The sequence below is a fragment of the Seonamhaeicola sp. ABD4_340 genome, assembly GCF_056312135.1.
This window is the reverse complement of record NZ_CM149981.1, coordinates 1,566,023-1,590,586: the sequence shown is the minus strand read 5'-3', so window position 1 is coordinate 1,590,586 and position 24,564 is coordinate 1,566,023. Positions and strand designations below refer to the sequence as shown.

The following is a 24,564-nucleotide window of genomic DNA, read 5'->3' as shown; positions in this document are numbered from 1 at the left end:
TTGTTTGTAGCTGTTAACCTTATAATACTTATACTAACTAATGCATAAAGCAACCACTGATGTAGAAATACAAAAGCGTTTAAGGCAGGATGATAAATGCGCTCTAGAAACCATTTACAAAGCGTATAAATATAATTTTACAAACTATGCCAAAACATATAATATAAGTGAAGATGATGCTTTAGATATTTATCAAGATGCAATTATTGCACTATATCAAAACTTTGTTGTTAAGCAGGTGGTTTTAACTAAAAGCTCCATAAAAACTTATTTATTTGGTATTGGAAAAAATAAGATTTTTAAGCTTTTAAAAGCCAAAGACAGACCTTTGCTTAAGGCTGAAGCAATAAATGATGGTATAGAAGAAATAGATTTTGATAATGATAAACCAACAGAATTACAATTACTACTAGCTAAAAACTTAAAACAAATGTCTGTTAGTTGTAATGAGTTACTTAGGTTGTTTTATTATAGAGGTTTAACCATTAATGAGATTATAGAACAGACAAATTATAAAGATTCAAATACCGTGCGAAGTCACAAATCTAGGTGTTTAAAACACCTAAAAACACTTTTTAATAAAACATAATGAATAAAGAGATATTAATAGCAAAATATTTTAAAGAACAATTAAGCCCAAAAGAACAACTAGAGTTTGATAACCTTTTAATTAACAATGCCAATTTTAAAGCAGAAGTTGAAGAGTTTAATAATATACATAACGCATACAAACTAAAGGAAAGAGAAAACTTAAAGAGTTTTTTAAAGAGTATAGAAGCAAACCAAACATCTAAAAAGTCTTTTAATAGATTTAAGCTTATTAGTTTAATAACAGCGGCTTGTATAATTATTGGTGCTTTTTTCTTTTTGAAAAAATCAAAAAAACCTAATGATATTTACGCTTCTTATTTTGAAGCATATCCAAACGTTATTGAACCCATTGTGAGAGGAAAAGATAACACAAATACTGAAGCTTTTAGAGCATACGAAAATGGCGACTACAAAAAAGCTGAAGTTACGCTTAATAAATTACTGAAAGTAGAAACCAATGCTAATTTAGAATTTTATTATGCCATGGCATTACTTAATCAAAATAAATTTGATGAAGCTAAAATTATACTGAATAATTTAAAATCTAAACCACAAAATTTTCTAGCTGAAACCTATTGGTACTCTGCTTTAATTTATCTTAAGAAAAAAGATATTACTTCTGCTAAATCAGAACTTAAAAAATTAAAAGATATTAACTCAAACTTTAAAAACAAGGAAACTGAAGATATTCTTGATTTATTAGAGTAGTTAATTAATTATTTTCGCTTTTTCCTTCTAAATTTAGCTTTATTTTTTCGCTGATTAAACGGTACAGCATCGTTAAAGGTGTTTTTAGTTTTACCAGGTTTGTTTTTACGCCATTTTTCTTCTTTTTTAGGCAATAAAACGTCAAGTAAATCTTGTCTTCCTAGTTTATTTAAGGTGTTTTTAATCCAAGCTTTGTTTTCATCTTTATACCAAAAGAAAAAACGGTGTTGTTCGTCTTTTTCCTTTCTGGTTTTTGGCGTATTCACTTTTTTAAGTGTATACGGATGGTAACCACTGTAGTAAATCACTGTGGCAACCGTCATTGGTGTTGGTGTAAACCCTTGTACTTGTTCAAGCTGAAAGCCCATATCTTTGGTTTCAGCAGCAAGATTTGCCATATCTTCAACTTCGCAAGCTGGATGATTTGATATGAAATATGGAATTAACTGTAAGTTCAGTTTATTTTTAATATTGATTTTATCGAAGCGTTCTTTAAACTTATGGAAGTAACTAAAGGACGGTTTTCGCATTAATTTTAATACCGGATCACTAGTATGTTCTGGTGCTACTTTAAGTCTACCAGAAACGTGCTTTGTCATCACTTCTTCGGTATAATCATCTAACTCTTTTGGGTCGGCGTTTTTATTAAATTCTGGCACTAACATATCGTGACGAATACCAGAACCAATAAAGGATTTTTTAACCTTTGGATGACTATCAACCGCTTGATATAATTCGGTTAACGGTTTATGAGACGTATCTAAATTGCTACAAATTACTGGCGAAATACAACTTGGTGCCACACATTTATCGCAAATAGATTGTACTTTACCTTTCATTTGGTACATGTTCGCGCTTGGTCCTCCAATATCAGATAAATACCCTTTAAAATCGGGCATATTCGCCACTTTATCAACTTCCTTTAAAATAGATTCTTTACTGCGACTTGCTATAAATTTTCCTTGATGAGCCGAAATGGTACAAAAACTACAACCACCAAAACAACCGCGATGAATGTTTATAGACGTTTTTATCATCTCGTAAGCAGGAATTGGCCCGCGCTTATTGTATTTTGGATGCGGTAACCGCGTGTAAGGTAAATCGAAAGAGGCATCAATCTCGGCTTCCGTCATGGTAGGATACGGCGGATTTATCATCAGCATCTTACTTCCTACTTTTTGAAAAATACGTCTTGCAGCCAATTTATTCGACTCTTGCTCTATCACTTTAAAGTTAGATGCGTAAGCCTTTTTATCTTTTAAACAGGTTTCATGTGAAGCGATTTCAACATCTTCCCAATTTTTATTTTTTGGGATATCGTTTTCATCATTAATAAGAATAGCGGTTTGGTTTACCGTATTAATACTATTAAAAGGTACACCACGTTCTAACAAACGTACAATTTCACGTAATGGTTGCTCACCCATGCCGTACACCAACATATCTGCGTTAGAGGTTTCTAAAATAGTTGGCATTAATTGGTCGCTCCAATAATCATAATGCGTCACACGACGTAATGAGCCTTCAATTCCACCAATTAAAACTGGTGTATCAGGCCATTTTTCTTTTAAAATTTTACTGTAAACGGTTGATGCATAATCTGGTCTAAAACCTATTTCGCCATTTGGTGTATATGCATCTTTATCGCGACGCTTTTTATTGGCGTTGTAGTTGCTAATCATAGGATCCATACAACCACCTGTTACACCAAAAAATAAACGTGGTTTACCCAACTTAACAAAATCCTGAAGATTATCGTTTACATTGGGTTGTGGCACGATAGCCACTTTAAGCCCGAAACTTTCTAGCAATCGCCCAATTACTGCTGGACCGAAGGTTGGATGATCTACATAAGCATCTCCGCTAAATAGGATAACATCGAGTTCTTCCCACCCGCGAATTTTTACCTCTTTATTTGTGGTAGGCAACCAACTAGAAAGTCTTAATTCTTCTTGCATAACGCTGCAAAAATACTCAAAAATTGATTGCTTAAATACTTTCCAACAAATTATCTTGTAAGTTAAAAAGAGTCTTTCATGTTAAAACCCAAAGAAAATCAATAATTTATAGCTTATTCTAGTATACCAAAATAACTTCACATACTATTTGGTAATCAAATAATTAATCGTAAATTTGCAAACTCTTTTTGAGAGAGGAATGTTTAATAAATAAAATTAATTAGTGTGGACACATTAAGCTACAAAACTATTTCAGCAAACAAAGCAACTGTAGATAAGCAGTGGGTTTTAGTTGATGCTGAAGGTCAGACGCTTGGTCGTTTAGCTTCTAAAGTTGCAAAACTTTTAAGAGGTAAACACAAGCCAAACTTCACACCACACGTTGATTGCGGTGACAACGTAATTGTTGTTAATGCTGAAAAAATCAACTTAACAGGAAACAAGTGGACAGATAAATCTTATATCCGTCACACAGGTTACCCAGGTGGACAAAGAAGTTTAACTGCTACTGAAATGTTTGGTAAAAACCCAACAAGATTAGTAGAAAAATCAGTAAAAGGAATGCTTCCTAAAAACAAATTAGGTGCAGCAATTTTCCGTAATCTTACAGTTGTTGTAGGTACAGAGCACAAACACGAAGCTCAAAAACCTAAAGCAATTAACTTAAACGAATTTAAATAATGGACGTAATTCACAAAATTGGCCGTAGAAAGACGGCTGTTGCTCGTGTGTATGTTGCCCAAGGACAAGGGAACATAACCGTAAACAAAAAAGACTTAGCGGATTACTTTACTACTGCTACTTTACAGTACAAAGTAAAGCAACCATTAGCTTTGACTAACAATGATGGCAACTTTGATATTACAGTTAATGTATATGGAGGTGGCATTACTGGTCAAGCTGAAGCTGTTCGTTTAGCCGTTTCTCGTGCTTTATGCGAGGTGGACGCTGAAAACAGAGCTATCTTAAAACCAGAAGGTTTATTAACTAGAGATCCAAGAATGGTAGAGCGTAAAAAATTCGGTCAGAAGAAAGCGCGTAAGAAATTCCAGTTCTCTAAACGTTAATATCCAGAACTTGATTCAGAATATATGTTTCACAAAATTCTGCATCAATTTCAAAATCAATTATTATTTAATTTCTGATATATTTTCAGAAAAAACAAAAAAACAGTTATTGTTGTTCCTAGCCTAAAAAGCAGGAATTAGTTTAGCATCTAAATGAAGCCAACAGCCAATAGCAACAAGCTAAAAGCCCAATGGAACATTGCTAATTCAACAGAACGTAAACTATTACAAAAATGGCAGTAGAAGTAAAAGAATTACTTGAAGCAGGTGTACATTTTGGGCACCTTACACGTAAGTGGGATCCAAATATGGCCCCTTACGTATACATGGAGCGTAACGGCATCCATATTATAAACCTTTACAAAACCGCAGCTAAAATTGAAGAAGCAAACGCTGCATTAGCAAAAATTGCTGCTTCAGGAAGAAAAATATTATTTGTTGCAACTAAAAAGCAAGCAAAAGATATTGTTGCTGAAAAAGCTAGCGCCGTAAACATGCCTTACATCACTGAAAGATGGCCAGGTGGTATGTTAACAAACTTTGTTACTATTAGAAAAGCAGTTAAAAAAATGGCTGCTATTGATAGAATGAAGAAAGACGGTACTTTTAACACACTTTCTAAAAAAGAACGTTTACAAGTAGATCGTTTAAGAGCTAAGTTAGAAAAAAACTTAGGTTCAATTAGTGACATGACACGTTTACCAGGTGCACTTTTTGTTATAGACATAAAACGTGAGCATATTGCAATTAAAGAAGCTCAAAAATTAAACATTCCAATTTTTGCAATGGTTGATACCAACTCAGACCCACGTCAAGTTGATTATGTAATACCAGCAAATGATGATGCTTCTAAATCAATTGACAAAGTTTTATCGCATGTAACAGCAGCTGTTGCCGGTGGTTTAGCAGAGCGTAAAGCAGAAAAAGAAGCTGCAGCAGAAGGTGCTTCAAAAGCAAAAGCTGCTCCTACTAAAAAAGTAGCCGCAGAGGAAGAAGAATAATAACATTTACACAACACAAATAAGTCGTTTAGTTCTTTTCTTTGCAGAAATAAATTGAACGACTTTTTTAAATTATAATAATTACTATGAGTACTACAGTAAAAGTAACAGCCGCTGAAGTTAACAAACTAAGAAAGGCTACAGGTGCAGGAATGATGGACTGCAAAAAAGCTTTAGTTGAAGCCGAAGGTGATTTTGATAAAGCTATTGAAGTTTTACGTAAAAAAGGACAAAAAGTTGCTGCTAAAAGAGCAGACCGTGAATCTAGTGAAGGTGCTGCTGTAGCAAAAGTAAACGCAGATAACACTGTTGGCGTTGCCATTGTTTTAGGTTGTGAAACTGACTTTGTTGGTAAAAACGAAAACTTTTTAGCACTTGCTAACCAATTAGGAGAACTTGCTTTAAACTGTGCAACTAAAGAAGAATTTTTAGCCGCAGATTTTGAAGGTATGACTGTTGCTGATAAATTAGTTGAACAAACTGGTGTAATTGGTGAAAAATTAGACATCAATGCTTTTGAAAAAGTTGAAGCCGCTTACGTTGGTTCATACGTACACATTAATAAAATTGCTGCTGTTGTTGGTTTTTCTAAAGTAGTTGATAATATTGAAACTTTAGCTAAAGACGTAGCAATGCAAATTGCATCAATGGGTGCTACTACACTATCTTACAAAGATTTTGATCCTGCATATGTTGCTTCTGAAACTGAAGCTAGAATTGCAGCTATTGAAAAAGATAACGAAGAGCTAGAGCGTTTAGGTAAAACACTTAAAAACGTACCAAAATACATTTCTCAATTACAATTAACTCCTGAAGCATTAGCACAAGCTGAAGAAGATGCTAAAGCTGAATTAAAAGCTGAAGGTAAGCCAGAACAAATTTGGGACAAAATTTTACCAGGTAAAATGCAACGTTTTATCTCTGATAACACTACTCTAGACCAAGAACAATGTTTATTAAACCAAAACTTTATTAAAGATGAAAAAGTATCGGTTGAAAAATACGTTGCTTCTTACGGTGAAGTTGAAATTTCAGGATTTAAACGTGTTACTTTAGGGTAATTAACATAAATAAATTTTAAAAAAGCGGAATCATTACACTTTGATTCCGCTTTTTTTTATGCTTTAAAATATGTTTCAATAAATCTGTGTAAAATCTATTTGTATATTTGCACAACCTCATAAACAATGTAATGAAATACAAAAGAATACTTCTAAAACTATCTGGCGAAGCTTTAATGGGAAACCGCCAATACGGAATTGATCCTGAACGCTTAGCAGAATACGCACAAGACATTAAAAAAATTACAGATAAAGGTGTTGAAGTAGCCATAGTAATTGGTGGTGGTAATATTTTTAGAGGTGTTGCTGGTGCTAGTAATGGTATGGACAGAGTACAAGGAGACCACATGGGCATGCTTGCTACAGTTATTAACGGCTTAGCACTACAAAGCGCTTTAGAAGATGCTGGCCTACCTACCAGATTACAAACAGCTATTAAAATTAACGAAGTTGCAGAACCTTTTATAAGAAGAAAGGCAATGAGACACCTTGAAAAAAAGCGCGTCGTTATTTTTGGTGGTGGCACAGGAAACCCATACTTTACCACAGATTCTGCTGCTGTTTTAAGAGCTATTGAAATTGAAGCTGATGTTATTTTAAAAGGAACACGTGTTGATGGTATTTACACTGCAGACCCAGAAAAAGATAAGGAGGCTATTAAATTCAACTCTATTTCTTTTGATGAAGTTCTAAGCAAAGGCTTAAAAGTTATGGATACAACAGCATTCACACTAAGTCAAGAAAATCAACTACCAATTATTGTTTTTGATATGAATAAAAAAGGAAATTTATTAAAAGTAGTATCAGGTGAAGCAATAGGCACCGTAGTTAACGTATAAATTTGGCGCAATTTTTGAACTATTTCGCTTTAAAAAATTAATACTAATGAACGAAGACATACAATTTATATTAGACAGCACTAAAGAATCTATGGATAGTGCTATTAAACACTTAGAAAAACAACTAGTAAACATTAGAGCTGGTAAAGCAAGTCCTGCCATGTTAGGTAGCGTAATGGTAGATTATTACGGCTCTCAAACACCACTAAACCAGGTAGCAAACGTAAACACACCTGATGGTAGAACCATTACTGTGCAACCATGGGAGAAAGCCATGTTACAAGAAATTGAAAGAGGCATTATGTTGGCTAATTTAGGTTTTAACCCTATGAATAACGGCGAAACCATTATAATTAATGTTCCGCCATTAACCGAAGAGCGCAGAAAAGACCTTGCTAAACAAGCCAAAGCTGAAGCAGAAGATGCTAAAATTGGTATTAGAAATGCTAGAAAAGAGGCTAATAATGATATTAAAAAATTAGAAGAAGCCTCTGAAGACCAAAAAGCAAATGCTGAAATTGATATACAAGAAATGACAGATTCTTACGTTAAAAAGGTTGATAGTATTTTCAATAACAAAGAAAAAGAAATAATGACCGTTTAAAAACAACAAAAAAAAGCGGTTTTAAAAACCGCTTTTTTTCTTCTTAATTTTAATCACTCTAATTAATATATGTTAAAACATTGTTTATTATGCATTGCAATAGTTTGTTTTAACATAATTAATGCACAAACTTCTCTGGGTGAAAATACAACTGTTGAACAAGACAGCACAAAAAAAGCCTTTTTTTTAAAAAACTTAGGAAACGGCTACTTACCAACAAAATATTTTAATTTCGATTTAAGATATCTTATAAAATTTAATCAATACGAAGGTATAAGAACTGGTATTGGAGGTGTTACAAACAAGGCTTTTTCAAAAAATTTTAGAGTTAATGGTTATACCGTTTACGGGTTTAATGACCACCGGTTTAAGTTTAGCATTGGCGGCGGCTATAAAATTGCGCCAAAAACCAATACTTGGCTAAACATTTCTTACACTGATGATGTACAAGAAACAGGAAGCACCAAATTTTTAACTGACGGACGTTTTTTTCAGTTTTTTGAACCTAGATTATTAAATATAGATTTGTTTCATAAACACATTACAAAAGCAGTAAATTTAGAACATCAGTTATTTAATAAATTAACATCTGAGGTTGAATTTTCGGTTAGTAAAATTGAACCAACCTACAGCTATAGCTATAATTTAAATAATACAAGCTTAACAAATTTTAGGCTAACAATGGCTAAAGCATCCTTTCAATGGAGCCCTTTTAGTAGTTTTAATAGTGAAAATGATTATGCCGAAACCGTTGTTGGATACCCAAAGTTTTCTCTTCAATATTCAAAAAGTTTAAAAAACACCTTTGATAGTGATTTTAGCTTTTCAAAAATAGATTTTAGAGCATTACACAAGCTATTTGTTACAGATTATGATAGTTTTTCTGAAATTACGCTGGTTGCTGGTTTAGCCAATGGCAATGTGCCAATAACACATATGTACCACGCTTACCCAAATAATATTACAAAACAAACTATTATGCAACGCTTCTCGGTAGCCGGTTTAAATAGTTTTGAAACTATGTATTTTAATGAGTTTTTTTCTGATAAATTTACAACCCTACAGTTTAAACATTTTTTAAAACCTTTTGAGGTTTATAAGCGTAACAACCCACAACTAGTTTTAATTACTAGGTTTGCTCTTGGTAATATGGAGCAACCTGAAAAACATGAAAACATACGTTTTAATACTTTAGATAAAGGGTATTTAGAATCTGGTTTTGAAATAAACAAACTCTTGTTTGGTTTTGGTCTCAGTTTTACCTATCGCTATGGATATTATCACTTACCATCTTTTACAGATAATGTAGCCTTTAAATTCACTTTCAATATTACCATGTAAGTATTTTACATAAGCTTCTGTTTTTAAAAAAAGCGCAATTACATTTAGGTTAAATTTTAATAACATTTAGTAAACAGTAAATATATTTTTGAAAAATATATTTGTTATCCCCTCAAATCTATTTATAACCTAACCTGTAATTATGATTAAAAATTTACTATTTCTTTTATTGTGTTTAAGCCTCTTCACAGCAAATTCTTTTGGTGTTACCAGTAACACAGACCCTGAACACAAGCTACGTGTAAAAGTTGCTATGCTTTTAAATGAACCTAACTTTTTTTTAGAAAAAGATGTAAAAGTTGTTATTAGGTTTGAAATTAACAATAAAGAGAGAATTAATGTACTTAACATACAGCCGCAACAACCGAAAATAATAAACTACGTTAAAGCTAGACTTAATAACAAGAAAGTAAAACTTGAAACTAACCGAAGAATATTTACTGCTGCGGTTGTGCTTAAAAAAACTAATGATTCTTGGTAAGGTTGAAACTATTAGAAGAAATCTTCATAACTGTGTATAGATTTCATAATGCTTTCATAAAACAAAACAGCTGCAACAAGCTTGCTTGTATCGGCATATGGTAACAATACTTTTTCAAATTCTACTGTGCCTTTTAAGTAGTTTTTGGTGTTTTCATGTTGCTCTTCTAATTGTTTTTTATTGTCGTTACTTGTAGGTATTCCTAGAGTTTCCATGGTTACACCTGGTTTTGTTGCAAATGCTACATAAGGAATTATTTGGGTTAAGGCTTCAACACGCTCCATGTACAAGTTTAAAATTTCGCCTTTAGGCATATTTTTTAAATCTTCGGCATTATGGTATTTCTCAATTGTAACCTTATTTTTAATAAAACTTAGAGGTCCGTGTTTTTTTTGAGCAAAAGAGGTTAAAGTAAATAACAAGCAAAATGTGCTTAATAAAGTAATTTTAGTTTTCATGATTGGGGTATTTTAGTTTGTGCCTACTCTTAAGCTTTTCGGCTATCGCTGCATTATATCATTACCAAATTGTGTGCCAAAAATTTAATCTACTTGTTTTCAAATAGTTAAACACACCTTCAACATTCATTTTAATTGAAAATTTATGTTTAGTTGTATACACTTTATAATTTTCTTCAGAAAAAAAACAATCTGAAACATTTAACCTAACATTATAGTAATTTGGGTTAGCTTAATGTTTTGTTTTTTCTACCTTTGCGCTGCTTTCATAATAAGGTATGTTTAAACTATTTAGCAAAGACTTTTGGGATATTATTGCAAGACTAATTTTGCGTAACAAAATTGGTATTCTTGTGGCCATAATTGGGGCAACTATTTTTTTTAGCACCCAATGGGACAACATGCGTTTTAGTAATACCGAAGCTAATTTACTACCAGATGACCATGAAGTTAACGTTACATACAATAACTTTTTAAAAATATTTGGCGAAGAAGGTAACTTAATAATTCTTGGTGTAAAAGACACTACCCTTTTCACAATTGAAAAACTTAATGCCTGGAATAAACTATCTGAAAGTTTTAAAAAATACAACGAGGTTGAAACCGTAGTATCTATAAAAGATTTACAAAAACTTGTAAAAGATACTGAAAACGAGAAATTTAGTTTAGAGCCTTTTATTAAAGATTCAATTGCTTCTTTACAACAAATTGAAAAACTACAAAACCAATTATTTAACCAATATCCGTTTTACGATAATTTTTTATTTAATAAAGAAACCAAAACAGTAAGAACTGCTATTTATTTAAAAAAAGATATTGTAAATACGCCTGCTAGAAAAAACTTTGTTTTAAATGTTTTAGAAAGTGAAATTGAAACCTTTGAAAACACTTACAATCTAAACGTAAGAGTTTCGGGTATGCCATACATTCGCACCTTAAATTCTCAAGTAATAATTAATGAAATTAACTGGTTTGTTATTGCAGCTTTATTGGTAACATCGGTTATTTTCTTTTTCTTTTTCAGGTCGTTTAGAGCTACTTTCATTTCACTTATTGTAGTGTGTATTGGTGTTATGTGGACTCTAGGTATTATTGGGCTTTTTAATTATGAAATTACAGTTTTAACAGCTTTAATACCACCTTTAATTATAGTTATTGGTATACCTAATTGTATATTTTTAATAAATAAATATCAACACGAAGTAAAATTACACGGTAACAAAGTAAAAAGTTTACAGCGGGTTATTACTAAAATTGGTAATGCTACTTTAATGACCAATGTTACAACTGCTTCTGGCTTTGCAACATTTATTTTAACCGAGAGTACATTGCTAAAAGAATTTGGTATTGTAGCCTCATTAAGTATTTTGGCCATATTTATACTTTGTTTATTAATTATACCTATAATTTACACCTTTTTACCACACCCAAAAGACAGACATTTAGAGCATTTAAATAAACGCTGGATTGGTGGTTTTGTAAACTGGATGGAATGGATGGTAAAACAAAGACGCATTGCTATTTACGCTACTTCGGTATTACTTTTAACTATTAGTTTTATTGGTATTTATCAAATACGTATTTCAGGGAGTTTAGTTGAAGACATGCCCAAAGAAGCTGAGTTTTTTAAAGATATTCGTTTTTTTGAAGAAGAATTTAACGGTATTATGCCGTTAGAGTTTGTGGTTGATACCAAACGTAAAAAAGGCGTTATGAAACTTTCAACGCTTAAACGCATGAATGAGTTAGAAGATTTAATTATTGAAACGCCCGAGTTATCTAAACCCATATCTGTAGTTAGTTTAGTTAAATACTCAAAGCAAGCTTATTATAATGGTAACCCTAAGTTTTACCAATTACCTACTTCACAAGAAAATAGCTTTATTTTATCTTACGCAAAAAACTCATCTTCAAACGTAGATTTGCTTAATAATTTTGTTGACAGCACAGGGCAATATGCCAGAATTACAACATTTATGAAAGATGTTGGCACAGATAAAATGGAACGTATTGAAGAAAATCTTCAAAATAAAATAAACAAAGTATTCCCAAAAGAGCGTTACAATGTAACCATGACGGGTAAAGCCTTGGTGTTTCAAAAAGGCACCAAATATTTGGTTAAAAATTTGGCCATATCATTATCACTAGCCATTTTATTAATATCATTATTTATGGCTTACATGTTTAGGTCTGCAAGAATGATTATTGTATCATTAATTCCAAACTTACTACCTTTACTTGTAACCGCTGGGTTAATGGGCTATTTAGGTGTACCCATAAAACCTTCAACTATATTAGTTTTTAGTATTGCTTTTGGTATTTCGGTTGATGACACTATTCACTTTTTAGCAAAATACAGGCAAGAATTACAAGCTAACAACTGGAAAATTAAAACATCGGTTTACGGTGCTTTACGTGAAACCGGTGTAAGTATGTTTTACACATCAATTGTACTGTTTTTTGGCTTTTCGGTATTTACAATTTCAAGTTTTGGCGGCACTGTAGCATTGGGCGCATTAGTATCGGCCACATTACTTTTTGCTATGCTTTCAAACTTACTATTACTACCATCATTATTATTATCATTAGAACGCAGTATTGCTAACAAAGAAGTTTTAAGAAAACCGCCAATTAACATCATTCCAGAGGAAGATGATACCGATGACGATTTCAAAAATTAACTTTTTCTTAATTTTTACTTATAGAATTTTAATTTTTACTTATTTAAAACTTGGAAGCCGAAAGGCTTTTTTTATATTTACATTCAAAATTTTGATATAAATGCAGCAGTTTAACGTTTTAGAATTATTATCTCAAGATATTGTACATACAGAAGTTGAAATTAAAGGTTGGGTTAAAACCTTTAGAGCCAACAGATTTATTGCTTTAAACGACGGGTCTACTTTAAAAAACATACAATGTGTAGTAGATTTTGAAAATTTTGATGAAACGCTTTTAAAGCGCATAACAACCGGTGCCGCCATTCATGTTACCGGTAATTTAGTAGAAAGTCAAGGCAAAGGTCAAACCGTTGAAATTCAAGTAAAAAAACTTGAAGTTTTAGGAGACTCAGATCCTGAAACATACCCTATTCAACCTAAAAAACATTCTTTTGAATTTTTAAGAGAAAATGCACATTTACGCACCAGAACCAACACGTTTAGTGCTGTAATGCGTTTGCGTTCTACGCTTTCATTTGCTATTCATAAATATTTTAATGAAAACGGTTTTTATTACATGCACGCACCCATTATTACTGGAAGTGATGCCGAAGGTGCTGGCGAAATGTTTAAAGTAACTAGCTTAAACCAAAATAATATACCAAAAACCGATGATGGCAAGGTAGATTACACCCAAGATTTTTTTGGTAAAGAAACCAACCTAACCGTATCTGGCCAATTAGAAGCCGAAACATACGCTATGTCTTTAGGTAAAGTGTACACTTTTGGGCCAACTTTTAGGGCCGAAAACTCAAATACATCGCGCCATTTAGCCGAATTTTGGATGATTGAACCCGAAGTTGCTTTCATGGATTTGGCAGGAAACATGGATTTAGCTGAAGATTTTTTAAAATACGTTATTAAATATATTTTAGAAAATAATGCCGAAGATTTAGAATTTCTAGACAAACGCTTGCAAGATGAAGACAAAAGAAAGCCGCAAGCCGAAAGAAATGACATGTCTCTTATTGAAAAATTAAAATTTGTAACAGATAATAACTTTAAACGCGTAAGCTACACCGAAGCTATTGATATTTTACGCAACAGCAAACCCAACAAGAAAAAGAAATTTAAGTATATTATTGATGAATGGGGTGCCGATTTACAAAGTGAGCACGAACGCTTTTTAGTAGAAAAACACTTTAAATGCCCCGTAATTTTATTTGATTACCCTGCAAATATCAAAGCCTTTTACATGCGTTTAAATGACGATGGAAAAACCGTAAGAGCCATGGATATTTTATTCCCAGGCATAGGTGAAATTGTTGGAGGCGCACAACGCGAAGAGCGTTTAGAAGTATTAAAACAAAGAATGGCAGCTATAAATATTCCTGAAGAAGAACTTTGGTGGTATTTAGATTTGCGTAAATACGGTACCGCTGTACACGCTGGTTTTGGCCTAGGTTTTGAGCGTTTAGTAATGTTTGCTACAGGCATGAGTAATATTAGAGACGTAATACCATACCCAAGAACACCACATAACGCAGAATTTTAATATTAGTTTTGATTATGGTATAAGTATTGCAGTTAAAAGAATTTTTATACTTTTAACTACGCTAAATTAGGTTGAAATAACTATTTTTAATTTAGAAGAATAACCAAATCAAAATATGCTCAAGCAACATTTACAATTTAAATTATCGCAAAAGCTTTCACCGCAGCAAATTCAATTAATGAAATTGATACAGTTGCCTACGCAAGCTTTTGAGCAGCGCTTAAAACAAGAATTAGAAGAAAATCCAGCACTTGAAGGCGGTAAAGAATCTAAAGATGATTTTGATGCTGAATTTGATAATAGTGATGATTTTAATGACAACGAATCTATAAACGCCGAAGATATAAATGTTGACGAATATTTAAGCGACGACGAAATACCCGATTACCGTACACATGCCAACAATTACAGTAGTGATGATGACGATAAAACCATGCCTTATGCTGCAGGCACATCATTCACACAACACTTAATAAACCAATTAAACACCTATAGGTTAAGTGACGAAGAGCGCGATATTGCAGTTTTTTTAGTAGGAAGTGTTGATGAAAGCGGATATATTAGAAGATCTATTTCAGATATCATGGACGATTTAGCATTTACACAAAACGTATATACCACTGAAGACAAAATAGAATCGGTGTTAAAAACAGTCCATCAATTAGATCCTGCTGGTGTTGGCGCTAGAAATCTTCAAGAATGTTTAAGCATTCAATTACACCGCAAAGAAAAATCTGCTCATGTAGAATTGGCCATAAATATTATAGAAAAAGCCTTTGAGCAATTCACAAAAAAACACTACAAAAAATTACTTCAAAAATTTGATATTTCTGAAGAACAATTAAAAGGTGCTATTTCTGAAATTGAGCATTTAAACCCCAAACCAGGTGGTTCATATGCTGGTAACAACCGTATTGTAGAACACATTGTGCCTGATTTTGCCATTAAAATTGTTGATGGTGAATTAGAGTTAACTTTAAACGGACGTAACGCCCCAGAATTACATGTATCTAGAGAATATAATAACATGTTGAAGGGATATAAAGATTCTAAAGACAAATCTAAATCTCAAAAAGATGCGGTTATTTTTATAAAGCAAAAATTAGATGCCGCCAAATGGTTTATTGAAGCCATAAAACAGCGCCAGCAAACATTATTTGTTACCATGAGTGCTATTATGCATTACCAAAAAGATTATTTTTTAACTGGTGATGAACGCACGCTACGCCCTATGATTTTAAAAGATATTGCCGATGAAATTGATATGGATGTATCAACCGTTTCTAGGGTTGCAAATAGTAAATATGTTGATACGCCTTATGGCACAAAATTAATTAAAGAATTCTTTTCTGAATCTATGAAAAATGATCAAGGAGAAGATGTTTCAACAAGAGAAATTAAAAAAATACTAGAAACAGTTATTGAAGAAGAAAACAAAAGAAAACCTTTAACTGATGAAACTTTGGCTGGTATTTTAAAAGAAAAAGGTTACCCAATTGCCCGTAGAACCGTTGCAAAATATAGAGAGCAATTAGATATCCCAGTGGCTAGACTTCGTAAAAAAATATAATGAATTTTGTTTTAAGAAGTATTTCGTACGTTTTTCATCCGTTGTTAATGCCCTTGTTTGGAGTAATCTACTATTTTTTAATAACCCCAAGAGATTATCCTAAAGAAATAGTATGGGCTAAGTTGGTATCGCTTTCTATTTTAACCGTTATTTTACCAATTCTGTTGTACTTTTTACTAAAAACTTTGGGTTTGGTAAAGTCTATATACCTAAAAACAACAAGAGAACGCGTATACCCTTTAATGCTAAACTCTGCAGTAATTATAATTGTTTTGCAACGTATAATTCCGCCAACACAAGTGTTAGAGTTATACTATTTCTTTGTTGGTGTTTTAATATCTACTATGGCCTGTTTAACACTTGCTTTATTTAAGTTTAAAGTTAGTATTCATATAATTGCGGTAAGTGGTGTATTTATGTTTTTTATTGCTTTGAGTATTCATTTTAGTTTAAATTTAAACAACACTTTAGCTTTTATGAGTATTTTAATTGGAGCTGTGGCTACTTCTAGGCTTCATCTTAAAGCACATAGCCCTAAAGAGCTTTTAATGGGGTTATTTATTGGTTTATTGCCACAGCTAATACTTATACCTCATTGGCTATAAAAAGTAAAACATGAGGCCTATTTTAACGGCATTCATATTTATATCATTATTATTTAATGCGGTACTATTAGTTAACATAGTATTTAATGCATAATACACATGTAAATTCCAGGTATTATAACCAACACTAAGTGTTAAACCGTACTGAAATTTATTGAAATCATCAGTATTTTTAAGTTTAAAATCACCCAAATCTCCTTTATATTTTACTACATTACTAAAAATATAACCAACTTTAAAGCCTGTATAAATTCTCCAGAAATTATAATCAGTTGGTGTTGATGTTCGCCATCTAAATTCAAAAGGCATTTCAATTAAATGATTAGTAAACTTATTTTTTGAGAATGAATTATCATTTAAAATTGAATAATTTATATTACCGTTTTCATCACTAATTAGCAAATTATGATTGTATGAATTAGATGAATAACCCAAACCTAATGCCAATGCCTTATTTCGGTTTTTATTTATTGGCATATCTTTAATAAAGCCAATATGAAAACCAAGGGAAAAGCCATTTTGGTTCATGCCTTTAGGCTTATTAGCAAGTAAATTATAAGTAACACCGGCGTAAAACTGATCTTCTTTATAAAGGGAATCTACAACTTGCTCTTGCAAATTGTTATTTTGTGCTATAATTTGTACTGCACACCCTAAAATAAAAATAATGGCGGTAAAATATTTCATTAGCTAAGTAATTATTATAAAAAACTGTTTAAATATAAAAAGGCGTTTTGAAAACCAAAACGCCTTTTTATATAAAATTAAGAGTGTAAACTAGTTGTTACCTAACACACTACCCTTTTTGGTAGTATAATTAATTTTAAGTGCATTCACTTTACGTAACTCTTGCTTAATATCACCTATTAACCCCATGTTTGCATCACTATCAACTTTTAAAGCTGTAGTTAAAAACGGAATTAATTCTTCTCTTTTTGATGCTCTTTCAGCGGCTATAAAAGCTGCTATTTCATTAACATCAGCAAATTTATCATTTAACTGAATTTTTGCTTCTGTACCGTATTGCTTGTAGTTGTCACTTGGTTTTCCTGCATAAATATACATAACCAAATCTTTTTTATCTAGTTTTTCAACTTGATCTGCAAATGGTAAGTTATTTTCAATCATCAAGGTATTTTGCCTCATTACTGTTGCTACCATGAAAAAGAATAATAACATAAAAACAATATCAGGTAAAGATGCTGTTGATATAGCCGGTAAAGCACCGCTTTTTTTCTTTTTAAATTTAGACATATTAGTAAATTTAAATTATTGTACTTCTGAAAGCTTTTGCGGATATTCAGTTTTTATTCTGTCTATCTTTTCTTTCAGTTTATCTTTATTCCCTGGCCAATTAACATCTTTATAGTTAGCTTCCATTTCTGAAAAAGAAGTTCCGTAAAGCTTTTTAGCTCTTTGGTCTCTTAAAACATTATATGCTGCTACTAATTCATTTTGTACAGCAATGTATGTTTTGTAAGTTGTTTCTCTTTCGTTTTTTAATGATATGATTGCTTTATCAGGATTATCAGATGAAGCTGGATCTTTTTTACCGCTACAGTAATCACAAGATCCGTCGCCTCCGTTATCTAAAAATTCAATAGCTGCTGCTCTTAAATCTTTTAACTCCATTAATTCATCCTCAACAAGCAATTGGTCTTTACCATTAAGTAACACTGTAAAGATATTTTTTTGCTTAATTATTACATTGTCCTCAGACTCTTCCATTGGAGGTAATTTTCGGTTAATACCAGAATCTACCTCAATGGTTGTTGTTACTAAGAAAAATATTAATAATAAGAACGCAATGTCGGCCATGGAGCCCGCATTAACTTCTGGTGCTGCTCTTTTTGCCATAATTATTATTTATTAAATATTTTTTTAACTCCTGAGTACGCCATAGATGCAATTGCTAAAACAGCTAACACATAAAATGCATATAAACCTGCGCCTACGTTTTTAGATGTAGCCTCAGTTACATCTTGTCCTTTTTCAATAAAAGGTTTTAAATCTAAATCTGTACCTGATGATATCGCATAAGAGATAACAACTATTGCTAAGAAAGCTCCAACAGATAATAATGTTTTTTTAATGTTACCAGCAAATAAGCCTCTTATAACAAAAATTAAAACTATTACTGCAATAAGCGCTAAAATAGCATAAGCAATGTACATAAATGAGTTTACTGCTCCACTTGCTTCTCCAGCTTTGATGGCTTCATCGCCTGTGCTGATGATCATAAATAGGAATACAGCAGAGAGCGCCCCTACAATACCCATTATGATACTAATTATTTTTTGTGAATTCATAATTCAAATATTTTTTAATTATACTATTACTTTTTGTTTCTAATCAATAGATCCATTAATGTTATAGAAGCATCTTCCATATCATTAACTATACTATCAATTTTAGCAATAATATAATTGTAAAAAATTTGAAGAATAATAGCCACAATAAGACCAAATACTGTTGTTAAAAGTGCTACTTTAATACCACCAGCAACTAATGATGGTTGCATATCTCCAGCAGCTTCAATTTTATCAAATGCCTGAATCATACCAATTACCGTACCCATGAAACCTAACATTGGTGCAAGAGCGATAAATAATGAAATCCAAGACACGTTTTTCTCTAATTGACCCATTTGTACGCCACCGTAAGCAACAACAGCTTTTTCAGCAGCTTCAATACCTTCATCAGTTCTATCTAAACCTTGATAGAAAATAGAAGCGATAGGCCCTTTTGTGTTTCTACAAACTTCTTTAGCAGCTTCTACACCACCAGAAGCTAAAGCATCTTCTACATTTTGAGTTAATTTTTTTGTATTAGTTGTAGAAAGATTTAAAAAGATAATTCTCTCAATAGCAATTGCTAAACCTAGAATTAAACATAACAATACAATACCCATAAAACCTGGGCCTCCTTCAATAAATCTCTTTTTTAATTCTTGGTGAAATCCAAGCTCTTCTCCAGCATCCGCAGCTGCATCTTCTTGAATTGTTGTAGCCACAGTTGTTGTAGCTGTAGTTGTAGTTGCAATTGTAGTTGCATTAGCAGTTCCAAATACCATCATTCCTGTAATGGCTAGGATAGAAAATAATCTTTTCATGTCTCGATCTTAATTTTATTAGTTAAAGTGTTAAAGATATAAAAAAAGCAATTAATGTGAAAGAAATAACAGCAGAGAGGAAGGGATTCGAACCCTCGATACCCTTTTGAGGTATACACACTTTCCAGGCGTGCGCCTTAGACCACTCGGCCACCTCTCTTTAAATATTTCAATCGTATTAATTACGGGGGATGAAATAACAAAAAATTCTTTAAACCTTAAAATTTTATAACGTTAATTTTAGGTCATTTCTCCTCTTAAGGACATTTCATAGGCAGATTTGAACATTTCTTTGGAAATATTCTGACCAATTAAGTACATTAACTTGCAAATAGCCGCTTCGGTGGTTAAATCTTTTCCAGAAATTACACCTATTTTTTTTAGCATATTACTTGTTTCATAGTGCCCCATTATAACACTACCACCAGTACATTGTGTAATATTTACTACATGAATACCTTTTTTTATGTTTTCTTCAAGTAATTTTATAAACCAGGTCTCGGTGGTACAATTACCGGCGCCGTATGTTTCTAAAATAATACCTTTTAAATGTGGTGTGTTAAAAATGCTTTCAATTATTTGCTTTGTTATTCCTGGAAACATTTTTATTAAACCAATGTTGTTGTTTAAATTTTTATAAACTTTGAAAGCTTTATTTTTTTTGGGCTTAAATAAATATTCGTCATTTATTTTTAAATGCACACCAGATTCGGCCAATTCAGCATAATTAGGTGATGCAAATGCTTGAAAATGTTCTGCGTTTATTTTGGTGGTACGGTTGCCTCTGTACAATTTATATTCAAAATACAAACACACTTCTTGTATTATGGGCTTACCTTCTTTTTGTAAAGATGCTACTTGTATAGATGTTATTAGGTTTTCTTTGGCATCAGTACGTAAATGGCCAATAGGTAATTGAGAGCCTGTAAAAATAACTGGTTTTGATAAGTTTTCTAACATAAAGCTTAATGCCGAAGCGGTGTAGCTCATAGTATCACTACCATGCAATATTACAAAACCATCAAAGCTATTATAATTGCTTTCTATTAATTCTGCAATTTGCACCCAATAAGCCGGATTCATATTACTAGAATCTATAGGTTTATTTGATACGGTTTCAATATTACAATCTAACAACTGCAATTCGGGTATTTTTTCTAAAAGGGTTTTAAAATCGAATGCTTTTAATGCACCTGTTTTAAAATCTTTAACCATACCAATGGTACCACCAGTATAAATAAGTAATATGTTGGGTTTTGCCTGCTTCATTTTTAATTAAATACCAAATATAGCTTTAGAGTTATGGGTTGTAATATGCGCTATTTCTTCTTTTGAAACACCATATATTTCTGATAGTTTTTCTAAAACACGTATTATATATAATGACTCGTTTCTTTTTCCTCTATAAGGTGTTGGTGCTAAATACGGCGCATCGGTTTCTAAAACAATATGTTTAAGATCTATTTGCTTTAAAAATTTATCAATTTTACCGTTTTTAAATGTTGAAACGCCTCCAATACCCAATTTCATATTATAACTTATTGCTTTTTGTGCTTGTTCTAAAGTGCCGGTAAAACAATGGAAAATGCCAAATAAGTTTTCATCATTAACAGTTTCTAAAACTTCAAAAATTTCATTGAAAGCTTCACGACAATGAATTACAATAGGCAATTTATATTTTTTTGCCAACGCTATTTGGTATTTAAACGCTTCAATTTGAATATTTAAAGTGCTTTTATCCCAATACAAATCTATTCCAATTTCGCCAACGGCATAAAAATGTCTTTTAGCAAGCATATCTTCAACATGCTTTAATTCTTCTTTAAAATTTTCTTTTACATGTGTTGGGTGTAGACCCATCATTAAAAAAACGTTTTCTGGAAAGTCTTTTTCTAATTGCAGCATTGATGCTGTGTAAGTTGAATCTATGGCTGGTATAAAAAATCTTGAAACGTTTGCGGCCAAAGCTCTATTAATCATTTCATGCCTATCTTCATCAAAGGCTTCGCTATATAAATGTGTGTGAGTATCTGTAATTATCAAAAGTATACTATTTATAATTTTTTGTAAAAATAATCGTTTTTATTATAGTATTTTTACGCTGTAAATTTAAGGTTTAATGGATTATTCTCTTCGTGATTTTTTACTAAATCAAGGCTATACAAAAGTAAAGCTTCACCTTACCAAAACTAATCATTTTGAAATAAAAGCTACAATAAACGGGCAAAAAGGGCTGTTTATTTTAGACACTGGAGCATCTAGCTCTTGTGTTGGTTTTGAAGCTATTGAAACCTTTAATCTTGATGCTGAAGATTCTGTTATTAAGGCGGCTGGTGCAGGTTCTACCAACATGGAAACCAAAATATCAAAAAAAAATAAAGTTAAAATTGGCAAATGGCGCCACAACAAAGTAATTTTAGTGCTTTTTAATTTAACACATGTAAATACGGCCTTAATGAACCATAATGCAAAACCTGTTGATGGTATTATAGGTGCCGATATTTTAAAAAAAGGTAAAGCCATAATAGATTATCAAAAGAAATACTTATATTTAAAGGTTTAGTCCTTATTGTTTAAGGATTTAACCATCTATCTCTCTAAACTAAAAAATGAATACATCAATTGTCATAGCTGATGATCATCCGCTTTTATTACGAGGTTTAACCGATTTTTTAACCTCAAAAGGATTTAATATTGTTGGAAGCGCTAATGACGGCAAAGCAGCCTACAACTTAATAGTTAAATTAAAACCTGAAATTGCCATTTTAGATATTAGAATGCCCTACAAAACAGGTTTAGAAATAGCCGAAGAGTGTTTAAAAAACAACCTTAAAACCAAAGTAATTTTAATAACTTTTGATAAAGAAGAAGAACTTTTTGAACAAGCAAGAAGTTTTAATGTTTACGGTTATATTTTAAAAGAATTTGCAATTGAAGAAATTGAAACCTGTATTAAACATGTTGCTGAAAGCAAACCCTATTTTAGCAAAGAAATAGCCTCTTTTTTAAACGCAAGCCCAATAAATAGCCATTTAAAAGACTTAGACAAGCTTACAAAAGCAGAATTAAGAATTGTAAAACTTATTTCTGAAAACAAAACAAGCCAAAACATAGCCGAAGAACTATCAATATCTGTTAGAACAGTAGATAAGCACCGTAGTAACATAGTTGCCAAACTTGGGTTAGATAATAAACCAACATCATTATCTATTTGGGCCAACCTAAATAAGGCACATTTATAAAAATACGTAGAACTGCGTATTTTTTTTTAGTCTTATATAACATACTTTTACAGTGCTATTAATTAGTTCTTAGGGAGAATAAGAAAGCTCTAGTGTTATTAAAACCTAGGGCTTTCGCTATTTAAAAAACTACCTTATTATAAAAAAATACGTATAACTGCTTATTTTTTTTCATTACTACAAAGTATAATTTTACAGTGCTATTAAGCTATACATAATTCTTTTTTGAGAGATAGAATTATTTTAAACTCTACGCTGTAATGGCGTAGAGTTTTACATCAAACCTAAAATGCTATTATCTAATGGAAGTGATGAACAAACAAAATAACGTGTTACAAAAATGCTGTATAGTTGGTTTAACTATACTAATACTTATAATTATCTCCATAAACATTTATCTACTTTTTATTTGAGTTAGTCTCAAAAACAAAAAAAGAGAATGCTTCCAACCTAGCATTCTCTTTTTATTTTGTAAACAAATGTTATTAAAAACTACAGTTCTAAAGCCTTTTTAACATCGTTATTCATTAATATTTCTATTGGATTTTCTAAAGCTTCTTTAACAGCCACTAAAAACCCTACACTTTCTTTACCATCAATAATTCTATGGTCATAAGATAATGCTACGTACATAATTGGTCTAATTTCTACTTTACCATCAACAGCTACGGGGCGCTCAACAATATTGTGCATTCCTAAAATACCACTTTGTGGTGGGTTAATTATTGGTGTAGATAACATACTACCAAACACACCACCATTGGTAATTGTAAAAGTACCACCTGTCATTTCATCAACCGTAATTTGGCCATCTCTGGCGCGTAAAGCTAAACGCTTAACTTCAGACTCTACACCTCTAAAACTTAAGTTTTCAGCATTTCTAATTACTGGCACCATTAATCCTTTAGGGCCAGAAACTGCAATACTAATATCACAAAAATCATATGATAACATTTCTTTACCATCTATCATAGAATTTACTGCCGGATACATTTTTAATGCACGCACAACAGCTAAAGTAAAGAAACTCATAAACCCTAAACTAACACCATGTTTAGCTTTAAAGGTTTCTTTATATTCACTTCTTAAAGCAAATATTGGAGACATATCAACTTCGTTAAACGTTGTTAACATGGCCGTTGTGTTTTTAGCTTCAACTAAACGTTCAGCTACTTTACGGCGCAACATAGACATTTTACTTCTAGAGGTGCCACGGCTACCACCGGTTGGTGTACCCATTGATGGTACTGCTTTAATTGCATCGTCTTTTGTTACTCTTCCATCTTTACCTGTGCCTTTTATAGAACCTGCTTCCATTCCTTTTTCGGCTAAAATCTTTTTAGCAGCAGGACTTGCTGTTCCGGTAGCATAAGTTTCTGTTTTTACTGGCTCAGTTTTTTTAACTTCAGCTTTAGGTGCTTCTTCTTTAGTTTCTGCTTTTGGCGCTTCGCCTCCTTTAGGCTTTTCTGCACTTGTATCTATTAAGCAAACAACGGCTCCAACCTCAACAGCATCACCTTCTTCTGCTTTCAGTGTTATAGTACCACTAACCTCTGCAGGAAGTTCTAGTGTTGCTTTATCACTATCTACTTCTGCAATAGCTTGGTCTTTTTCAACATAATCTCCATCTTCTACTAACCAAGTTGCTATTTCTACCTCTGTAATAGATTCTCCTGGTGATGGTACTTTCATTTCTAAAATCATCTTGTAA

General features: G+C 32.0%; 26 protein-coding genes and 1 tRNA gene. 16 read left to right on the top strand and 11 right to left on the bottom strand.

Annotated features, from left to right (window positions below; genetic code table 11):
* Window positions 1-40: 40 nt before the first annotated feature.
* Together ACYX4H_RS06925 and ACYX4H_RS06920 are read left to right on the top strand one after the other, a co-directional pair.
* Window positions 41-589 carry an RNA polymerase sigma factor gene (locus ACYX4H_RS06925; protein ID WP_476238480.1) on the top strand — a complete coding sequence of 183 codons (549 nt, stop codon included), beginning with the start codon at window positions 41-43 and terminating at the stop codon, window positions 587-589.
* Window positions 589-1,299, top strand: coding sequence for a tetratricopeptide repeat protein (locus tag ACYX4H_RS06920; RefSeq protein WP_476238479.1), 711 nt, complete (start codon window positions 589-591; stop codon window positions 1,297-1,299). Before ACYX4H_RS06925 ends, ACYX4H_RS06920 begins: the two co-directional genes overlap by 1 nt.
* A gap of 8 nt (window positions 1,300-1,307) precedes the next feature.
* On the opposite strand, the gene ACYX4H_RS06915 is transcribed toward ACYX4H_RS06920, so the two are convergent.
* Window positions 1,308-3,257 carry a YgiQ family radical SAM protein gene (locus ACYX4H_RS06915; protein ID WP_476238478.1) on the bottom strand — a complete coding sequence of 650 codons (1,950 nt, stop codon included), beginning with the start codon at window positions 3,255-3,257 and terminating at the stop codon, window positions 1,308-1,310.
* Window positions 3,258-3,482: 225 nt separating this feature from the next.
* Here ACYX4H_RS06915 and rplM point away from each other — a divergent pair, with 225 nt between their 5' ends.
* From rplM to ACYX4H_RS06875, 8 genes are all read left to right on the top strand, one after another.
* Window positions 3,483-3,938 carry a 50S ribosomal protein L13 gene (gene rplM, locus ACYX4H_RS06910; protein ID WP_147131159.1) on the top strand — a complete coding sequence of 152 codons (456 nt, stop codon included), beginning with the start codon at window positions 3,483-3,485 and terminating at the stop codon, window positions 3,936-3,938.
* On the top strand, window positions 3,938-4,324 hold the full coding sequence (rpsI, locus tag ACYX4H_RS06905; protein ID WP_147131162.1) for a 30S ribosomal protein S9: 387 nt from the start codon (window positions 3,938-3,940) through the stop codon (window positions 4,322-4,324). The genes rplM and rpsI overlap by 1 nt, the downstream gene beginning before the upstream one ends.
* Before the next feature lie 233 nt (window positions 4,325-4,557).
* Window positions 4,558-5,325 (top strand): 30S ribosomal protein S2, encoded by a 768-nt coding sequence (rpsB, locus tag ACYX4H_RS06900; protein WP_475294758.1) that lies wholly within the window; start codon window positions 4,558-4,560, stop codon window positions 5,323-5,325.
* Between the two features lie 86 nt (window positions 5,326-5,411).
* Window positions 5,412-6,386, top strand: coding sequence for a translation elongation factor Ts (tsf, locus tag ACYX4H_RS06895; RefSeq protein WP_475294759.1), 975 nt, complete (start codon window positions 5,412-5,414; stop codon window positions 6,384-6,386).
* 131 nt (window positions 6,387-6,517) lie between these two features.
* On the top strand, window positions 6,518-7,225 hold the full coding sequence (gene pyrH, locus ACYX4H_RS06890) for a UMP kinase (RefSeq protein WP_475294760.1): 708 nt from the start codon (window positions 6,518-6,520) through the stop codon (window positions 7,223-7,225).
* Window positions 7,226-7,271: 46 nt separating this feature from the next.
* Complete coding sequence (frr, locus tag ACYX4H_RS06885; RefSeq protein ID WP_475294761.1) at window positions 7,272-7,829, top strand: ribosome recycling factor; 558 nt, start codon at window positions 7,272-7,274, stop codon at window positions 7,827-7,829.
* Window positions 7,830-7,898: 69 nt separating this feature from the next.
* Window positions 7,899-9,170 carry a hypothetical protein gene (locus tag ACYX4H_RS06880; RefSeq protein WP_476238476.1) on the top strand — a complete coding sequence of 424 codons (1,272 nt, stop codon included), beginning with the start codon at window positions 7,899-7,901 and terminating at the stop codon, window positions 9,168-9,170.
* Window positions 9,171-9,312: 142 nt separating this feature from the next.
* Entirely contained in the window at window positions 9,313-9,651 is a 339-nt protein-coding gene (locus ACYX4H_RS06875; protein WP_476238475.1) for a hypothetical protein, read from the top strand.
* Between the two features lie 11 nt (window positions 9,652-9,662).
* Here ACYX4H_RS06875 and ACYX4H_RS06870 read toward each other — a convergent pair whose 3' ends face one another.
* A complete protein-coding gene (locus ACYX4H_RS06870; protein WP_476238473.1) occupies window positions 9,663-10,109 on the bottom strand; it encodes a hypothetical protein in 447 nt (148 codons plus the stop codon).
* 278 nt (window positions 10,110-10,387) lie between these two features.
* On the opposite strand from ACYX4H_RS06870, the gene ACYX4H_RS06865 reads away from it, so the two are divergent.
* The 4 genes from ACYX4H_RS06865 (at window position 10,388) to ACYX4H_RS06850 (ending at window position 16,499) form a co-directional block, all read left to right on the top strand.
* On the top strand, window positions 10,388-12,790 hold the full coding sequence (locus ACYX4H_RS06865; protein ID WP_476238472.1) for an efflux RND transporter permease subunit: 2,403 nt from the start codon (window positions 10,388-10,390) through the stop codon (window positions 12,788-12,790).
* 100 nt (window positions 12,791-12,890) lie between these two features.
* Window positions 12,891-14,324 carry an asparagine--tRNA ligase gene (gene asnS, locus ACYX4H_RS06860; protein WP_476238471.1) on the top strand — a complete coding sequence of 478 codons (1,434 nt, stop codon included), beginning with the start codon at window positions 12,891-12,893 and terminating at the stop codon, window positions 14,322-14,324.
* A 115-nt stretch (window positions 14,325-14,439) separates the two neighbouring features.
* Window positions 14,440-15,894 (top strand): RNA polymerase factor sigma-54, encoded by a 1,455-nt coding sequence (gene rpoN, locus ACYX4H_RS06855; protein WP_475294767.1) that lies wholly within the window; start codon window positions 14,440-14,442, stop codon window positions 15,892-15,894.
* Complete coding sequence (locus tag ACYX4H_RS06850) at window positions 15,894-16,499, top strand: hypothetical protein (RefSeq protein ID WP_476238469.1); 606 nt, start codon at window positions 15,894-15,896, stop codon at window positions 16,497-16,499. Before rpoN ends, ACYX4H_RS06850 begins: the two co-directional genes overlap by 1 nt.
* Here the strand turns inward: ACYX4H_RS06850 and ACYX4H_RS06845 are convergent.
* From ACYX4H_RS06845 to ACYX4H_RS06810, 8 genes are all read right to left on the bottom strand, one after another.
* Window positions 16,494-17,186, bottom strand: coding sequence for a porin family protein (locus ACYX4H_RS06845; protein WP_476238467.1), 693 nt, complete (start codon window positions 17,184-17,186; stop codon window positions 16,494-16,496). The genes ACYX4H_RS06850 and ACYX4H_RS06845 overlap by 6 nt on opposite strands.
* A 90-nt stretch (window positions 17,187-17,276) precedes the next feature.
* Window positions 17,277-17,753 (bottom strand): ExbD/TolR family protein, encoded by a 477-nt coding sequence (locus ACYX4H_RS06840; RefSeq protein ID WP_147131198.1) that lies wholly within the window; start codon window positions 17,751-17,753, stop codon window positions 17,277-17,279.
* Window positions 17,754-17,768: 15 nt separating this feature from the next.
* Window positions 17,769-18,356 carry an ExbD/TolR family protein gene (locus ACYX4H_RS06835; protein ID WP_147131201.1) on the bottom strand — a complete coding sequence of 196 codons (588 nt, stop codon included), beginning with the start codon at window positions 18,354-18,356 and terminating at the stop codon, window positions 17,769-17,771.
* Window positions 18,357-18,361: 5 nt separating this feature from the next.
* On the bottom strand, window positions 18,362-18,808 hold the full coding sequence (locus ACYX4H_RS06830; protein WP_476238465.1) for a hypothetical protein: 447 nt from the start codon (window positions 18,806-18,808) through the stop codon (window positions 18,362-18,364).
* Window positions 18,809-18,834: 26 nt separating this feature from the next.
* Window positions 18,835-19,611, bottom strand: a complete 777-nt coding sequence (locus ACYX4H_RS06825; protein WP_475294771.1) for a MotA/TolQ/ExbB proton channel family protein — start codon at window positions 19,609-19,611, stop codon at window positions 18,835-18,837.
* Between the two features lie 72 nt (window positions 19,612-19,683).
* Window positions 19,684-19,771, bottom strand: a tRNA-Ser gene (locus ACYX4H_RS06820).
* Window positions 19,772-19,851: 80 nt separating this feature from the next.
* Window positions 19,852-20,880, bottom strand: a complete 1,029-nt coding sequence (locus ACYX4H_RS06815) for an asparaginase (RefSeq protein ID WP_476238463.1) — start codon at window positions 20,878-20,880, stop codon at window positions 19,852-19,854.
* A 6-nt stretch (window positions 20,881-20,886) separates the two neighbouring features.
* On the bottom strand, window positions 20,887-21,654 hold the full coding sequence (locus tag ACYX4H_RS06810; protein ID WP_476238462.1) for a TatD family hydrolase: 768 nt from the start codon (window positions 21,652-21,654) through the stop codon (window positions 20,887-20,889).
* A 76-nt stretch (window positions 21,655-21,730) separates the two neighbouring features.
* Between ACYX4H_RS06810 and ACYX4H_RS06805 the strand changes: the two genes are divergently transcribed.
* Both ACYX4H_RS06805 and ACYX4H_RS06800 read left to right on the top strand, forming a co-directional pair.
* Window positions 21,731-22,174 carry a retropepsin-like aspartic protease family protein gene (locus ACYX4H_RS06805; protein WP_475294774.1) on the top strand — a complete coding sequence of 148 codons (444 nt, stop codon included), beginning with the start codon at window positions 21,731-21,733 and terminating at the stop codon, window positions 22,172-22,174.
* Between the two features lie 46 nt (window positions 22,175-22,220).
* Window positions 22,221-22,853 (top strand): response regulator, encoded by a 633-nt coding sequence (locus ACYX4H_RS06800; RefSeq protein ID WP_475294775.1) that lies wholly within the window; start codon window positions 22,221-22,223, stop codon window positions 22,851-22,853.
* Between the two features lie 492 nt (window positions 22,854-23,345).
* Here ACYX4H_RS06800 and odhB read toward each other — a convergent pair whose 3' ends face one another.
* Window positions 23,346-24,557 carry a 2-oxoglutarate dehydrogenase complex dihydrolipoyllysine-residue succinyltransferase gene (gene odhB / locus ACYX4H_RS06795; RefSeq protein ID WP_476238461.1) on the bottom strand — a complete coding sequence of 404 codons (1,212 nt, stop codon included), beginning with the start codon at window positions 24,555-24,557 and terminating at the stop codon, window positions 23,346-23,348.
* Between the last annotated feature and the right edge of the window lie 7 nt (window positions 24,558-24,564).

What these genes read in the sequence shown, in the direction of transcription:
- ACYX4H_RS06925 (WP_476238480.1), top strand. Translation starts at nt 41, where the DNA reads ATGCATAAAGCAACCACTGATGTAGAAATACAAAAGCGTTTAAGGCAG.
- ACYX4H_RS06920 (WP_476238479.1), top strand. Translation starts at nt 589, where the DNA reads ATGAATAAAGAGATATTAATAGCAAAATATTTTAAAGAACAATTAAGC.
- ACYX4H_RS06915 (WP_476238478.1), bottom strand. Translation starts at nt 3,257, where the DNA reads ATGCAAGAAGAATTAAGACTTTCTAGTTGGTTGCCTACCACAAATAAA.
- rpsI (WP_147131162.1), top strand. Translation starts at nt 3,938, where the DNA reads ATGGACGTAATTCACAAAATTGGCCGTAGAAAGACGGCTGTTGCTCGT.
- rpsB (WP_475294758.1), top strand. Translation starts at nt 4,558, where the DNA reads ATGGCAGTAGAAGTAAAAGAATTACTTGAAGCAGGTGTACATTTTGGG.
- tsf (WP_475294759.1), top strand. Translation starts at nt 5,412, where the DNA reads ATGAGTACTACAGTAAAAGTAACAGCCGCTGAAGTTAACAAACTAAGA.
- pyrH (WP_475294760.1), top strand. Translation starts at nt 6,518, where the DNA reads ATGAAATACAAAAGAATACTTCTAAAACTATCTGGCGAAGCTTTAATG.
- frr (WP_475294761.1), top strand. Translation starts at nt 7,272, where the DNA reads ATGAACGAAGACATACAATTTATATTAGACAGCACTAAAGAATCTATG.
- ACYX4H_RS06880 (WP_476238476.1), top strand. Translation starts at nt 7,899, where the DNA reads ATGTTAAAACATTGTTTATTATGCATTGCAATAGTTTGTTTTAACATA.
- ACYX4H_RS06875 (WP_476238475.1), top strand. Translation starts at nt 9,313, where the DNA reads ATGATTAAAAATTTACTATTTCTTTTATTGTGTTTAAGCCTCTTCACA.
- ACYX4H_RS06870 (WP_476238473.1), bottom strand. Translation starts at nt 10,109, where the DNA reads ATGAAAACTAAAATTACTTTATTAAGCACATTTTGCTTGTTATTTACT.
- ACYX4H_RS06865 (WP_476238472.1), top strand. Translation starts at nt 10,388, where the DNA reads ATGTTTAAACTATTTAGCAAAGACTTTTGGGATATTATTGCAAGACTA.
- asnS (WP_476238471.1), top strand. Translation starts at nt 12,891, where the DNA reads ATGCAGCAGTTTAACGTTTTAGAATTATTATCTCAAGATATTGTACAT.
- rpoN (WP_475294767.1), top strand. Translation starts at nt 14,440, where the DNA reads ATGCTCAAGCAACATTTACAATTTAAATTATCGCAAAAGCTTTCACCG.
- ACYX4H_RS06850 (WP_476238469.1), top strand. Translation starts at nt 15,894, where the DNA reads ATGAATTTTGTTTTAAGAAGTATTTCGTACGTTTTTCATCCGTTGTTA.
- ACYX4H_RS06845 (WP_476238467.1), bottom strand. Translation starts at nt 17,186, where the DNA reads ATGAAATATTTTACCGCCATTATTTTTATTTTAGGGTGTGCAGTACAA.
- ACYX4H_RS06840 (WP_147131198.1), bottom strand. Translation starts at nt 17,753, where the DNA reads ATGTCTAAATTTAAAAAGAAAAAAAGCGGTGCTTTACCGGCTATATCA.
- ACYX4H_RS06835 (WP_147131201.1), bottom strand. Translation starts at nt 18,356, where the DNA reads ATGGCAAAAAGAGCAGCACCAGAAGTTAATGCGGGCTCCATGGCCGAC.
- ACYX4H_RS06830 (WP_476238465.1), bottom strand. Translation starts at nt 18,808, where the DNA reads ATGAATTCACAAAAAATAATTAGTATCATAATGGGTATTGTAGGGGCG.
- ACYX4H_RS06825 (WP_475294771.1), bottom strand. Translation starts at nt 19,611, where the DNA reads ATGAAAAGATTATTTTCTATCCTAGCCATTACAGGAATGATGGTATTT.
- ACYX4H_RS06815 (WP_476238463.1), bottom strand. Translation starts at nt 20,880, where the DNA reads ATGAAGCAGGCAAAACCCAACATATTACTTATTTATACTGGTGGTACC.
- ACYX4H_RS06805 (WP_475294774.1), top strand. Translation starts at nt 21,731, where the DNA reads ATGGATTATTCTCTTCGTGATTTTTTACTAAATCAAGGCTATACAAAA.
- ACYX4H_RS06800 (WP_475294775.1), top strand. Translation starts at nt 22,221, where the DNA reads ATGAATACATCAATTGTCATAGCTGATGATCATCCGCTTTTATTACGA.
- odhB (WP_476238461.1), bottom strand. Translation starts at nt 24,557, where the DNA reads ATGATTTTAGAAATGAAAGTACCATCACCAGGAGAATCTATTACAGAG.